Origin of the sequence: Janibacter terrae, from assembly GCF_039636765.1 — a bacterium.
In the GTDB taxonomy this organism is placed as follows: Bacteria; Actinomycetota; Actinomycetes; order Actinomycetales; family Dermatophilaceae; genus Janibacter; species Janibacter terrae.
In genome coordinates, this window is record NZ_CP144167.1 from 2,429,616 (window position 1) to 2,442,809 (window position 13,194).

12 protein-coding genes are annotated in these 13,194 nt (G+C 73.6%); 3 read left to right on the forward strand and 9 right to left on the reverse strand.

Annotation, left to right across the window (positions count from 1 at the left end; all coding sequences use genetic code 11):
- Positions 1-9: 9 nt before the first annotated feature.
- The 8 genes from aroB to V3C34_RS11925 all read right to left on the reverse strand — a co-directional run bounded on the left by aroB (position 10) and on the right by V3C34_RS11925 (position 9,608).
- Entirely contained in the window at positions 10-1,080 is a 1,071-nt protein-coding gene (gene aroB / locus V3C34_RS11890) for a 3-dehydroquinate synthase (protein ID WP_346007218.1), read from the reverse strand.
- The gene (locus V3C34_RS11895; RefSeq protein WP_346007219.1) at positions 1,077-1,592 is read right to left on the reverse strand and encodes a shikimate kinase; all 516 of its coding nucleotides are present in this window, start codon (positions 1,590-1,592) and stop codon (positions 1,077-1,079) included. The genes aroB and V3C34_RS11895 overlap by 4 nt, the downstream gene beginning before the upstream one ends.
- A complete protein-coding gene (gene aroC, locus V3C34_RS11900) occupies positions 1,589-2,818 on the reverse strand; it encodes a chorismate synthase (RefSeq protein ID WP_346007220.1) in 1,230 nt (409 codons plus the stop codon). Before aroC ends, V3C34_RS11895 begins: the two co-directional genes overlap by 4 nt.
- A gap of 35 nt (positions 2,819-2,853) precedes the next feature.
- Positions 2,854-3,675 carry a shikimate dehydrogenase gene (locus V3C34_RS11905; RefSeq protein WP_346007221.1) on the reverse strand — a complete coding sequence of 274 codons (822 nt, stop codon included), beginning with the start codon at positions 3,673-3,675 and terminating at the stop codon, positions 2,854-2,856.
- Positions 3,672-4,811, reverse strand: coding sequence for an endolytic transglycosylase MltG (gene mltG / locus V3C34_RS11910; RefSeq protein ID WP_346007222.1), 1,140 nt, complete (start codon positions 4,809-4,811; stop codon positions 3,672-3,674). Before mltG ends, V3C34_RS11905 begins: the two co-directional genes overlap by 4 nt.
- Positions 4,808-5,317: a Holliday junction resolvase RuvX gene (gene ruvX, locus V3C34_RS11915; RefSeq protein ID WP_346008565.1), complete on the reverse strand. Its 510-nt coding sequence runs from the start codon at positions 5,315-5,317 to the stop codon at positions 4,808-4,810. Before ruvX ends, mltG begins: the two co-directional genes overlap by 4 nt.
- 16 nt (positions 5,318-5,333) lie before the next feature.
- The gene (alaS, locus tag V3C34_RS11920) at positions 5,334-8,015 is read right to left on the reverse strand and encodes an alanine--tRNA ligase (protein WP_068323524.1); all 2,682 of its coding nucleotides are present in this window, start codon (positions 8,013-8,015) and stop codon (positions 5,334-5,336) included.
- Between the two features lie 177 nt (positions 8,016-8,192).
- Entirely contained in the window at positions 8,193-9,608 is a 1,416-nt protein-coding gene (locus tag V3C34_RS11925; RefSeq protein WP_346007223.1) for a replication-associated recombination protein A, read from the reverse strand.
- 18 nt (positions 9,609-9,626) lie between these two features.
- On the opposite strand from V3C34_RS11925, the gene V3C34_RS11930 reads away from it, so the two are divergent.
- Genes V3C34_RS11930 through V3C34_RS11940 form a run of 3 tightly spaced genes read left to right on the forward strand, consistent with a single transcriptional unit; the run spans position 9,627 to position 12,560 of the window.
- A complete protein-coding gene (locus tag V3C34_RS11930) occupies positions 9,627-10,382 on the forward strand; it encodes a GNAT family N-acetyltransferase (protein ID WP_346007224.1) in 756 nt (251 codons plus the stop codon).
- Positions 10,379-12,088: an FUSC family protein gene (locus V3C34_RS11935; protein WP_068323514.1), complete on the forward strand. Its 1,710-nt coding sequence runs from the start codon at positions 10,379-10,381 to the stop codon at positions 12,086-12,088. The genes V3C34_RS11930 and V3C34_RS11935 overlap by 4 nt, the downstream gene beginning before the upstream one ends.
- Position 12,089: 1 nt before the next feature.
- Positions 12,090-12,560 carry an NUDIX domain-containing protein gene (locus tag V3C34_RS11940; protein ID WP_346007225.1) on the forward strand — a complete coding sequence of 157 codons (471 nt, stop codon included), beginning with the start codon at positions 12,090-12,092 and terminating at the stop codon, positions 12,558-12,560.
- A gap of 1 nt (position 12,561) precedes the next feature.
- Here the strand turns inward: V3C34_RS11940 and V3C34_RS11945 are convergent, their stop codons facing one another.
- On the reverse strand, positions 12,562-13,194 hold the full coding sequence (locus V3C34_RS11945) for an HAD-IA family hydrolase (protein WP_338537997.1): 633 nt from the start codon (positions 13,192-13,194) through the stop codon (positions 12,562-12,564).

Consider the following 13,194-nt stretch of genomic DNA (forward strand, 5'->3'; position numbering starts at 1 on the left):
CGGGATCGGTCAGGCGAGGGCGGCGTAGGCCGCGCGCAGCAGGGCCTCGTCCGGGCCCTCGAGCCGGGCCGGCTCGGCCAGGCCGTCGAGCACGACGAAGCGCAGGGTGGACCCGCGCGTCTTCTTGTCACGGCGAAGGGCGGCGAGCAGCTCGTCGAAGTCCGCTCCCGAGTACCGGGTCGGCAGACCGAGGAGACCCAGCACGTACCGGTGCCGCTCGAGCAGGGCCGCGTCGATCCGACCCGTGCGATGGGCGATCTCGGCCGCGAAGACCATGCCGATGGCCACGGCCTCGCCGTGACGCATGCGGTACTGCTCGTGGTGCTCGATCGCGTGACCGAGGGTGTGGCCGTAGTTGAGGATCTCGCGCAGGTGCGACTCGCGCAGGTCGGCGGCGACGACGCCCGCCTTGACCGCGATCTTGCGCTCGATGACCTCGCGCAGGGCGGGCGAGGTGGGGTCCTGCACCCCGGACTCGTCGGCCTCGACGATCTCGAGGATGCGCGGGTCCGCGATGAAGCCGCCCTTGACGACCTCGGCGAGCCCCGCGGACAGGTCCGCCGGGGGCAGCGTCGCGAGGTGGTCGAGGTCGCAGAGCACGGCGGCCGGCGTGTGGAAGGCCCCGACGAGGTTCTTGCCCTCGGCCGTGTTGATGCCGGTCTTGCCACCCACGGCCGCGTCGACCATGCCGAGCACGGTCGTCGGCACGTGCACGACCGCCACGCCGCGCAGCCAGGCCGCGGCGGCCCAGCCGCCGAGGTCGGTGACGCTGCCGCCGCCGACGGCGACGACCGCATCGCTCCGGGTGAACCCGGCCTGCCCCATCGTCGCCCACAGACCGGCCGCGACGGTGACCGTCTTGGCCGCCTCGGCGTCCGGCACGGGGGCGACGTGGACCTCGAGACCGGCATCCCGCAGGGCCGTGACGACGGGCTCCGCGAGCCGGGCGAGGGGCGCGCCGTGGACGACGAGGACCCGGGCGACCCCCTTCGGCAGGACCTCGGTGACGCGGCTCGAGACGCCGGGCCCGACGAGAACGTCGTAGTCGTCGCCGACGGGGATGGTGCTCACGTCACTCACGCGCTCTCCTCCAGCAGACGCAGGGCGGCGGTCACGACCTCGTCGACCTGCCGTCCCGCGGTGTCCACGCGGTGCGTCGCCAGCGCCTCGTACGTGGGGCGGCGCGCCTCCATCGTCCGGATCCAGCTCTGCCGCGGGTTGACCGCCAGCAGCGGCCGGCTCGTGTCGAAGCCGATCCGCTTGGCCGCGTCGGCGATGCCGACGTCGAGGAAGAGGACCGTGTGCCCGGCCAGCGCCTCGGTGACCGCGGGGATCATCGGTGCCCCGCCGCCGAGCGCCAGGACGATGCCGTCCTCGGTGAGCGACTCGAGCACGGCACGCTCCTCGGCGGCCCGGAAGTACTCCTCCCCCTCGATGACGAAGAGGTCGGAGATGCTGCGTCCCTCGCGCTGCTCGACGAGGGAGTCGGTGTCGACGAGGGTCCGGCCGAGGCGGTCGGCGAGCTCGCGGGCGACCGTCGACTTGCCGACCCCGGGAGGTCCGATGACGACGACGAAGGGGGCCCCGCTCACGCCTCCCACGTCCGCATGAGCTCGGGGATCGCGTCGAGGTAGGCGCGGTGGTTGCGGGCGGTCTCGGCGACGGAGTCGCCGCCGAACTTCTCGACGCAGGCCTCGGCGAGCACGAGGGCGACCATCGCCTGGGCGACGACGCCGGCGGCGGGCACGGCGCACACGTCGGAGCGCTGGTGGATGGCCGTCGCCGGGTCGGTCCCGGCGACGTCGACGGTCTCGAGGGCGCGCGGGACGGTGCTGATGGGCTTCATCGCGGCGCGGACGCGCAGGACGTCACCGGTGCTCATCCCCCCTTCGGTCCCCCCCGCCCGGCCGGTGCGCCGGTGGATCACGCCGTCGGCGTCACGCTCCATCTCGTCGTGCGCGGCCGAGCCGCGACGGCGGGCGGTCGTGAAGCCGTCGCCGACCTCGACGCCCTTCATCGCCTGGATGCTCATGAGCGCACCCGCGAGGCGCGCGTCGAGGCGACGGTCCCAGTGGACGTGGCTGCCCAGGCCCGGGGGCAGGTCGTAGGCGAGGACCTCGACGACGCCGCCGAGGGTGTCGCCGTCCTTCTTGGCCGCCTCGATCTCGGCGACCATGGCGTCGGTGCCCTCGCGAGTCATCGCGCGGACCGGGTTGGCGTCGAGGGCCGGGGTGTCCTCGGGGGTCGGCAGCGGGCCGTCCGCGGGGGCGGAGCCCTCGCCGATGGCGACCGTGTGCGCGACGAGGCGGATGCCGTACGCCTGCTCGAGGAAGCGCTCGGCGATCTCGCCGAGGGCGACGCGGGCCGCGGTCTCGCGGGCCGAGGCGCGCTCGAGGACCGGGCGGGCCTCGTCGAATCCGTACTTCTGCATGCCGACGAGGTCGGCGTGGCCGGGACGCGGGCGGGTGAGCGGCCGGTTGCGGGCGATCTCCTTCTCCGCGTTGACGTCGTCGGCCGCGGCGAGCGCCTCGCTCTCGACGGGGTCGGCGCTCATCACCGTCTCCCACTTGGGCCACTCGGTGTTGCCGATCATCACGGCCAGCGGCGAGCCGAGGGTCCTCCCGTGGCGGACACCACCGAGGAAGGTCACCTGGTCCTGCTCGAACTTCATCCGGGCCCCGCGCCCGTAGCCGAGACGGCGACGGGCGAGGGCCCCGGCGACGTCCGAGGTCGTGACCTCGACGCCCGCGGGCAGCCCCTCGAGGGTCGCCACGAGGGCCTGGCCGTGCGACTCACCAGCGGTCAACCAACGCAACATGGGCGCAATCCTCGCACTTCGGTCAGCGGGCGCCGTCAGGCGTCCGGGGTGTGGCCGAGCGCCTCCCGGCCGGCGGCCTGCATCGCCTCGACGGGCGCAGTGGCCCCGGTGAAGAGCTCGAACTGCCGGGCCGCCTGGTGGACGAGCATCTCCAGCCCGGAGACGACCGTCGCACCGTGCGCGGCGGCGGCCCGGGCCAGCGGCGTCGGCCAGTCGGCGTAGACGACGTCGAGGAGGGTGACGCCGGAGAGGTCGCCGCGGGTGTGCCCGGCGGCGACGGCGTTGGCCGGTCCCCCCGGGAGGGTGGAGACCACGGCCCGGTCACCCGTGCTCGCCCACTCCCGGAGCGGGACGACCTGCAGATCGACGTCGCACACGTCCCGCAGGGCCTCGGCCCGGGACGGGGTCCGGGCAGCGACGGTGACCCGTCGCGCCCCGAGCCCGACGAGCCCGAGCAGCGCCGAGCGGGCCGTCGCCCCGGACCCGACGATCGTCGCGGAGGAGACGTGCGCGGCACCCGCCTCGGCGAGGGCCGCGACAATCCCGTGGACGTCGGTGTTGTGCGCCGACCAGCCCGCCTGCGTGCGCACGAGCGTGTTGATGGCGCCGGCCGCGCGGGCGAGCGCGCTCACCTCGTCGGCGACGTCGAAGGCCGCGACCTTGAGCGGCATGGTGAGGCTCAGGCCGCGCCAGGAGGCGTCGAGACCGGCGACGAAGGGGGTGAGACCCCCTTCGTCGACCTCGTGGGCGGTGTACTCCCAGTCCGACAACCCGGCCGCCGCGTACCCCGCCCGGTGGAGCGTGGGCGAGAGCGAGTGCCGGATCGGGCTGCCGAGGACGCCCGCGTGCAGCGTCACTTCTCGCAGCTGCCGGTGTTGCGGCAGAACTCCTGGACGTTGCGCTGGTGCTGGGCCTCGTCCGCGGTGAACTTCGTCTCCCCCGACTCCGGGTCGACGGTGACGAAGAAGAGCCAGTCGCCCTCGTCGGGGTTGCCGGCGGCCTCGATGGCGTCGGCGCCCGGGTTGTTGATCGGGCCGGGGGGCAGCCCCTTGTTCTTGTACGTGTTGTACGGGCTGTCGGTGTTGCGCTCCTTGTCGGAGGTCGTCACCGTCCCCCGCTTCTGGAGCATGTAGTGGATCGTCGAGTCCATCTGGAGCATCCCGACCGTCGGTCCGTTGACGTCCTCCAGGCGGTTCTCGATGACCCGGGCGACCTTGCCGCGGTCGGCGGCCCCGGCCTCGCCCTCGACGATCGAGGCGACGGTGAGGGTGCGCTCCCAGTCGCGGCGCGCGACCTTGGCCTCGGTGAGCTGGTCGGTCGTCATCCTGATCATCTGGTTGAGCTGCTCGACCGCGCTCGTGCCCTTCTCGAACTCGTAGGTCGAGGGGAAGAGCCAGCCCTCGACGTCGCCGCCTGCCTCGGCGGGGAGCTCGAGCTGGGCGGACTTCTCCGCCTTCTCGTAGTCGGCGACGGGCACGCCGGTGGCCTTGGAGAGCTTGGGGTAGATCTCCGACCGCCACAGGCCCTCGCTCAGCGTGACGCCCTTGGCGATCCGCGCCTTGGGGTCGAGCAGACGGTCGAAGGCGCTGGCCGCCGACATCTCCTGACGCATCGAGTAGGTGCCCGGCTGGATCGCCGCCGCCTTGTCCGGCTGGGTCGCCGCCACGGAGGTGAAGCTGCTCGTCGACTTCACGACGCCGGCCTCGACGAGGGACTCGCCGATCTCGGAGCCGGACTGCCCGGAGGTGATCTCCACCTCGACGGTGCCGTGGCCGGCGCCCTCGTAGTCGCTTGGCTCGCTGGCGCCGGGGAGGAGCGAGCGCAGGGAGCCGAAGGCGAAGAAGGCCGCCGCGAGCAGGACCGCACCGGCGAGCAGGACCGCCAGGCAGCTCGCCCCGGTGCGGCGCGAGCGGTCGCGGTTGGCCCGACGACGCGACCGGGTGTGCCGGTGCTCGTGCTGGCTCTCGAAGATGTCGTCGTCGAGCTGGTTCATGCCTTCTTGCCCTTCGGTGTGCGTCGGCGCGGCCGACCGACCCGTTCGCCGGGGGGTCCACCGGTTGCGCGTTCCGTGTCCAGCGCAGTCTGCAGGATCAGCACGGCCGCCGCCTGGTCGACCACGCTGCGATGGCGCCGTCCGGCGACGCCGCTCTCCCGCAGACCCCGATGAGCATCCACGGTCGTGAGCCGTTCGTCCACGAGGCGGATCGGTGTGTTGCCGAGCGGTGACGCGTGCAACGCGGTCCCCAGCTGCTTGACCCAGGTCCGGATCCCCGCTGCCGCCGTTCCCTCGCTCCCGTCGAGGGAACGGGGCAGGCCGACGACGAGCTCCATCGCGCCGAGCTCGCCGGCGAGGGTGATGACGCGGTCGATGTCGCTGCCGTGCTGCAGGTCGCGTGCCACGGTCTCGACGGGCGTCGCGAGCAGCCCGCCGGGGTCGCACGCGGCGACCCCGACGCGGGCCTCGCCCACGTCGATGCCGAGCCGCACGCCCGGGCGCATCGCGCCGGGCACCTCGTCAGGCACCGAGCTCCCGCTCGATGGCCGCCAGGGCGTCCTCGACCTTGGTGGCGTCCTGGCCACCGCCCTGGGCGAGGTCGTCCTTGCCGCCACCGCCGCCGCCGAGGACCTGGGCCGCGACCCGCACGAGCGCGCCGGCCTTGACCCCCTTCGCCCGGGCGGACTCGTTGGTGGCGACGACGACGACCGGCTTGCCGGGGCCGTCACCGGTGAGGGCCACGACCGAGGGTCGCTCCTCGCCGAGCTTGGCCCGGGTGTCCGTGACCATCCGGCGCAGGTCGTCCGGCATGCCCCCGGCGACGTGCTGGCCGATGTACGTGGTGCCGCCGACCTCGCTCGCTGCGTCCGTGAGCGCGCCCGCGTTCGCGGCCACCTGCTCGCGACGGACCTTGTCCAGCTCCTTCTCCACCTCGCGCAGGCGGGTGACGAGCTCGCTGACGCGCTCGGGCAGCTCTGCCGAGGGCGCCTTGACGATGCTCGAGAGCTCGGCGACGAGCGCCCGCTCGGTCGCGAGGTGCTGCAGCGCGTTCATCCCGACGTAGGCCTCGAGGCGGCGCACGCCGGAGCCGACGCTGGACTCGCCGGTGAGGGTGAGGGCGCCGATCTGGCTGGAGTGGCGCACGTGGGTGCCGCCGCACAGCTCGCGCGACCACTCGCCACCGATCTCGATGACGCGGACCTGCTCGTCGTAGGTCTCGCCGAAGAGCGCCAGCGCGCCCCGCTCACGGGCCTCGGGCAGGGTCATCCAGTCCGCGGAGACCGGCAGGTCGTCGCGGACCGCGAGGTTGGCCACGTGCTCGATCTCGGCGCGGGCGTCGGCGGACAGGCCCTGGTTCCACGCGAAGTCGAGCCGCAGGTACCCGGGCTTGTTGTACGACCCGGACTGCAGCGCGGAGGGACCGAGCACCTGCCGCAGCGCCGCGTGCACGACGTGCGTGCCGGAGTGCGCCTGGCAGGCGTCCACGCGCCACTGCGGGTCGACCTCGGCCGAGGCCTCGGTGCCCACGCGCACCGGGCCGTCGGCGACCTCGACGGTGTGCACGACGAGGCCCTTCACGGGACGCTGGACGTCGCGCACGAGCAGGCGCGCGCCGTCGACGACGATGACGCCGGAGTCGGCGACCTGACCGCCGGACTCGGCGTAGAAGCTCGTGCGGTCGAGCACGACCTGGCCGGTCTGCCCGGGCTCGAGCTCCTCGACACGGGCGCCGTCGCGGACGAGACCGACGACCGAGCCGGTCGTCGTCAGCTCCTCGTACGCGCGCCAGTCGGTGGCGCCCAGCGCACGCAGGTCCCTCCACACCTCGGTGTGGGCGATGCCGCCCTTCTTGGCCCTGGCGTCGGCCTTGGCCCGCTGCCGCTGCTCGTCCATGAGGCGGACGAAACCGTCGCGGTCGACCTTCAGCCCCTGCTCGGCCGCCATCTCGAGGGTGAGGTCGATCGGGAAGCCGTAGGTGTCGTGCAGGGCGAAGGCCTGGTCACCGCCGAGGGTGTCCCCCCCGCCCTGCTTGGTCCTCGCCACCGCGGTGTCGAGGATCGTCGTGCCCTGCGCGAGCGTGCGCCTGAAGGCCTGCTCCTCGGCGTAGGCGATCTGCGCGATCCGGTCGAAGCCGGTGCGCAGCTCCGGGTACGAGGCGCTCATCCGCTCCATCGAGACCGGCATCAGGTGCGGCAGCGCCGGCTCGTCGTAGCCCAGCAGGCGCATCGCGCGCACCGCACGCCGCAGCATGCGGCGCAGCACGTAGCCACGTCCCTCGTTGCCGGGGGTGACACCGTCCCCGATGAGCATGAGAGAGGAGCGCACGTGGTCGGCCACGACGCGCAGGTGGACGTCGTCGGGGTGCGAGTCACCAGCGGTGTGGCCCGACCGGGTGCCGTAGCTGCGACCGGTCATCTCGGCAGCCTTCTCCAGGACCGGGTAGACCTCGTCGATCTCGTACATGTTGTCGACGCCCTGCAGGATGCTCGCGATCCGCTCCAGGCCCATGCCCGTGTCGACGCTCTGCGCGGGCAGCGGGCCGGCCACGTCGAAGTCGGACTTCGAGCGCACCGCCGACAGCTCGTACTGCATGAAGACGAGGTTCCAGATCTCCATGAACCGGTCCTCGTCGACCGCCGGCCCGCCGTCCCGGCCGTACTCCTCGCCGCGGTCGTAGAAGATCTCGCTGCACGGGCCGCCCGGGCCGGGCACGCCCATCGACCAGTAGTTGTCCGCCTCGCCGCGGCGCACGATGCGCTCGGCGGGGATCGAGGTGAGCTCCAGCCACAGCTGCTCGGCCTCGTCGTCGTCGCGGTAGACCGTCGCCCAGAGACGCTCCGGGTCGAGGCCGTACCCCCCGGCGTCCTGGCTCGTCGTGAGCAGCTCCCACGCGAAGCTGATCGCCTCGCGCTTGAAGTAGTCGCCGAAGGAGAAGTTGCCGTTCATCTGGAAGAAGGTGCCGTGCCGCGAGGTCTTGCCGACCTCGTCGATGTCACCGGTGCGCACGCACTTCTGCACGCTCGTGGCGCGGTCCCAGGGCGCCGTCTCCTGACCGGAGAAGTAGGGCTTGAAGGGGACCATGCCCGCGTTGACGAAGAGGAGCGTCGGGTCCTCGTGGATCAGCGGGGCGGAGGGGACGACCGTGTGCCCCTTCGCCTCGAAGAAGGTCAGCCAGCGGCGCCGGATCTCGGCAGTTTCCATGGGTGTTCGCGTCCAATCTGGTGGTGCAGGTCTGTGCTGCAGGATCTCGGGCAGGAGCGAAGGGGGCGACCGGCGCGTCAGGCGCGGGCCGACCCCGAGGTAGCTCGCCGGGCGATGGTCCGCCGCGGCCGTCCGAGAGGCACGGTCATGGCCCCCACCCTACCCGGGCCCGCCGTCCTACCCCTTGCCGCGCAGACGTCCCCGCAGCCAGGCCCACCGCTCCTGCAGCCGCGCCTCGAAGCCGCGGTCCGTCGGCCGGTAGTACGACCGCTCGGCCATCTCGGCCTGGAGGTCGTCGGGCAGGTACTGCTGTGCCGCCACCGCGTCCGGCTGGTCGTGCGCGTAGACGTAGCCCTCCACCTTCGCTCCCCCGCTGGCACCGGCCGCACGGTCGGAGGCCTGGGTGTACCCGCTGCCGCGCAGGTGCGGCGGCACCGCCTGGACCTTGCCGGCCCGCACGTCGGCGACCGCCTCGTTGATCCCCGTGTAGGCGGCGTTGGACTTGGGGGCCAACGTGTTGTGCACGACCGCCTGGGCGAGGATGATCCTCGCCTCCGGCATGCCGATCTGGGCGACGGCGTGCATGGCCGCGACAGCGGTCTGCAGCGCGGTCGGGTCGCCGAGGCCGACGTCCTCGGACGCGGAGATGACGATGCGCCGGGCGATGAACCTCGGGTCCTCGCCCGCCTCGAGCTGTCGGGCGAGGTAGTGCAGCGCCGCGTCCACGTCGGACCCGCGCATCGACTTGATGAAGGCGGAGGCGACGTCGTAGTGCTGGTCGCCCGTGCGGTCGTAGCGCACCGCGGCACGGGCCACCGCCTGCTCGACGTGGGCCAGGGTGAGCGGCACCGTCTCCGGTGTGCCCGGCCCGAAGGGGACGTCGCCGGCGGCCACGCCGGCAGCGGCCTCGAGGGAGGTGAGCGCGCGACGGGCGTCACCGCCGGCGATCGCGACGAGGTGGTCGCGGGCGTCGTCGGCGAGGTCGTACCCGCCGGCGAGGCCGCGCTCGTCGGTGAGGGCCGCGTCGATGACCTCCGCGACCTCCTCCCGGGTGAGGGAGTCGAGGGTGACGAGGATCGAGCGGGAGAGCAGCGGCGCGATGACCGAGAAGCTCGGGTTCTCCGTCGTCGCCGCGACGAGGACGACCTCGCGGTTCTCGACGCCGGGCAGCAGCGCGTCTTGCTGCGCCTTGGAGAACCGGTGGATCTCGTCGAGGAAGAGCACCGTCTGCCGCCCGTACATCGACCGGTTGGTCGCGGCGCGCTCCATCACCGCGCGCACGTCCTTGACGCCGGCGGTCACCGCCGACAGCTGGACGAAGTCACGGTCGGCGGCCGTCGCGACGAGGTGCGCGAGCGTCGTCTTGCCGGTCCCCGGCGGCCCCCAGATGATCGCCGACATCGGTCCGGCGACGGCATTGGCGCTGCCCTCCACGAGGCGTCGCAGCGGCGAGCCGGGACGCAGCACCTCCCCCTGGCCGCGCACCTCGTCGAGGTTGCGGGGGCGCATCCGCACCGCGAGCGGCGCGTTGAGGTCCGCCCCGGGCGACGCCGCGTCGTCGGAGGCAGAGGCGAAGAGATCGTCGGGCACCACAGGTGGCACGCTATCCCGGTGAGCCAGACCGTCCCCATGTCGCACCTGCTGGAGTGGAGCGGCGGCGACCCGGTCGTGCGGGCCGAGGCCTCGTCCGACGTCGAGGTCCCCGCCCTCGCGATCCGCGCCGGGGCGGCGTGGGCGCTCGCCTTCGTCCGCCCGACCCACACCCACGGCGTCGCGATCATGCTCCGGGGCGACCACGCGGCCCTGCGCGAGCTGGCGGGGTCCGCACCCTTCGCCTCGTGGGTGGACCGGGCGAGGGCGAAGGGGGCCACCTCGGTCACCCTGCCCCGCGGTCTGGAGGACCTCGGCGGGCTGCTCGGGGCGGTCGGTGGCCGCTGGGAGTTCATGAGCACGCGGACCGCGCCGGCCACCGAGCCCGTCGAGGGCCTCGTCGAGCTGGGGCCGTCGGAGCGCGACGAGGTCCAGGCCCTGCTCGACGCGCACAACCCGGGGACCGACGGGCAGCCCTTCGCCCGCGCGGGGCAGCGCTGGCTCGGTGCCCGCGACGCGGCCGGCGCCCTGCTCGCCGTCGGCTGCTGCGAGCGCGAGCGCTCGGGCGCACCGGTGCTCGCCGGCATCACGACGGTGCCCGCCGCCCGCGGCCGTGGGCTCGCGCGGGCGGTCACGACCGAGCTGACCCGGGCCGCCGTCGCCGAGCACGGGTGGTGCACGCTGGGGATGTACTCGCACAACGACCGGGCACGACGGATCTATCTCTCGCTCGGCTACGAGGTGCACGCGGAGTGGACCAGCGGGAGGTTGGCATGAGCGCGGTCGGCGAGCTCCTGCGACCCCTCGTCCGCTGGAACCCCGGCCCCGTGCGGCGCTGGATCGCCCTCAGGGCGGCGACGGCCGCGGCGGTCCCGATGGTCCTCATCTCCCTCCTCGACAACCACCATGATGCCTTCATGGCCGGGTTGGGGGTCTTCGCCGTCCTCTACGGGGCCGGTGGACCGGTCCGGCGCCGGTTCCGGACCATCCCGCTCGCCGGTCTGGGGCTGCTCCTCGCGATCGGCATCGGCATCCTCACCGCGGGCCACGCACTCCTCGGCATCCTCGCGATGGCGGTGGTCGCGACCGTCGCCGCCCTGCTGACCTACACCCTCGGCATCGGGCCGCCGGCCGCGTTCTTCTTCGCCCTCGATCTCGGCATCGCCCACCTCGCGGCGACCGGCGGAGCCGATCCCGGCAAGGTGCTCGGTCTCGCCGCCATCGGCGTCCTGTCGGCGATCGTCGTCGGGACCTCGGATGCGTGGTTCCGCGTCACCGGCATCGAGGAGGCCGCGGTCAGCGCCGCCGAGGGGGCCGTCGACGCCTACGTCCGGGAGACGGACCCGGCGGCCGTCCCCGCGGCCCGCCGGACCGCCGCCGGGGCCCTCAGCCGGGCCTGGACCGCCGTGACCGACGGTGGCACCGAGGAGGCCTTCGCGGGGCGGCTCCAGCGTGTCAACAACCGCTACGCGAGCACGGTCGCCAAGGCGGTCGGCGGGACCGACACCGAGGTGACCGCGGAGATGGCCCTGCACCAGGCCGCGAGCGTGCGGCAGGTCTCCCTCGGGCGCCCCCGCGCCTCGTGGTCCCTGCGCCAGGCCCTGCGCTGGCCGAGCGAGGACCTGCTCGTCGCCGCCCGCGTCGCGGCGGCGACCCTCCTCGCGGGCGGCTTCGCCCTCCTGCTCGACAACGCCCACGCCTACTGGGCGGCCGGGTTCGCCGTCCTCGTCGTGCAGACGGGCGGCACCCGGGTCTCGCAGCACCACCGGGCCCTGCAGCGCACCGTGGGCACCGCCACCGGGCTCGTCCTCTTCGCCGCAGTCCTCTCGCTCGACCTCAGCCACTGGTGGCTCGTGGCGGTCGTCATCGTCTTCCAAGGCATCGTCGAGCTGCTCGTGACACGCAACTACGCGATGGCGGTCACCTTCATCACCCCGCTCGCGCTGGTGATCTCCTCACGGCTGACGGCGATGGACACCGAGACGATCGTGCTCGACCGCGCCCTCGACACGCTCATCGGCGTGGGGTCGGCGGTGCTCGTCCTCTTCGTCAGCGGTCGCCTCGGCCGGCCGGAGCTGCTCCTGCGGGCCCACGGGCGTCGGGTCGTCCTCGCCCTCGACGACGTGCTCGCGGACCTCGCCGAGCGCCGGACCCGCACGGACGCCGGGATGGCCGCCCACCTCGACCACTGCCGCCAGCTGTACGTCGAGCTCATCGGCTCCGACGTCGTGGCCACGCGGGCCGTCGCCGACGCCCCCCGGGCGGTCGCCCCGTACCGCGAGATGGAGCAGCTGCTCGCCGCCATCGGCTACCAGGTCCTCGGTGCGGCGTGGAACCCGCGCGTGCGCGGGCAGCGCGAGCTCATGGCGCAGGCGCGCGAGGCCCTCACGGGCCTCACCGACCACCCGGTGACCCGGCACCGGCCGGCGGAGGCGATCACCGCCGACCTGCGTCGGGTCCACGCGATCCTCGCCGGGGCCTGACGTGACCCGCACGAGTGCGGGACTGCTCCCCTTCGTCCGGGGCGAAGGGGGGAGCGCGCACGTCTTCCTCGGGCACATGGGCGGCCCCCTGTGGACCACGCGGCCGCGCGGCTGGACGATCGTCAAGGGCGAGCACGGGCCGGACGAGCAGCCGCTCGCCGCGGCCGAGCGCGAGTGGCTGGAGGAGACCGGGGCTCCGGCACCGGCTGGTGACCGTGTGCCCCTCGGCGAGATCCGCCAGTCCGGCGGCAAACGGGTCACGGCGTGGGCGATCGAGGTCGGCGCGGCAGCTGACGTCGTCTTCGTCGAGAGCGGCGTGTTCGAGATGGAGTGGCCTCCGCGATCCGGCCGGCGGCAGAGCTTCCCCGAGCTCGACCGCGCGGGGTGGCACGACCTCGACAGCGCCCGGGAGCTCGTGGTGGCCGCGCAGACGGCCTTCCTCGACCGGCTCGTGGAGCTGCTCGGCGACTGACTCAGATCGAGTGGGCGGCGAGCCCCGGCACGAGCGGGGTGAGGCCGTGGACGAGGCCGGCGGCGCCCGAGGCGGGGTCGTGCAGCACCGCCCGGATCCCGACGCCGCGGGCGGCCGTGACGTTGACCGGCACGTCGTCGACGAACCCGACCCGCTCCCCCGGCAGGTCGAGGTCCTGCAGGATGTGCTCGAAGAAGGCGGGGTCGGGCTTCATCGCGCCGAGCTCGCTCGAGTAGTACGAGCCGTCGACGAGGTCGTCGTAGCCGCGCACCTCACGCATGTGCCGCACCCGGTGGTCCTGCTGGTTGGTCGCGAGCATGCACGGCACGCCGAGCTCTCGGACCGCGGTGAGCACCGCCACCGCCTCCGGGTCGAGGTCGAACTGCTCCCAGATCGCCAGCAGGTCCTCGACCGTCAACGGCAGGTGTGTGCGCCGCCGGCCCTCGTGCCGCAGCAGCTCCTCGAGGACCTCGCGCAGCGAACGCTCACCGCGCAGGGCGGGCAGCTCGGCCTCGAAGACCTGCTCGGCGAAGCCGGGGCCGACCGCCCCGTCGAGACGGGCGCGCCAGTCGAAGCGTCCGTGCTGCAGGACGCCGTCGCAGTCCCACAGCAGCGCCTCGACCGGCTCGCCCAT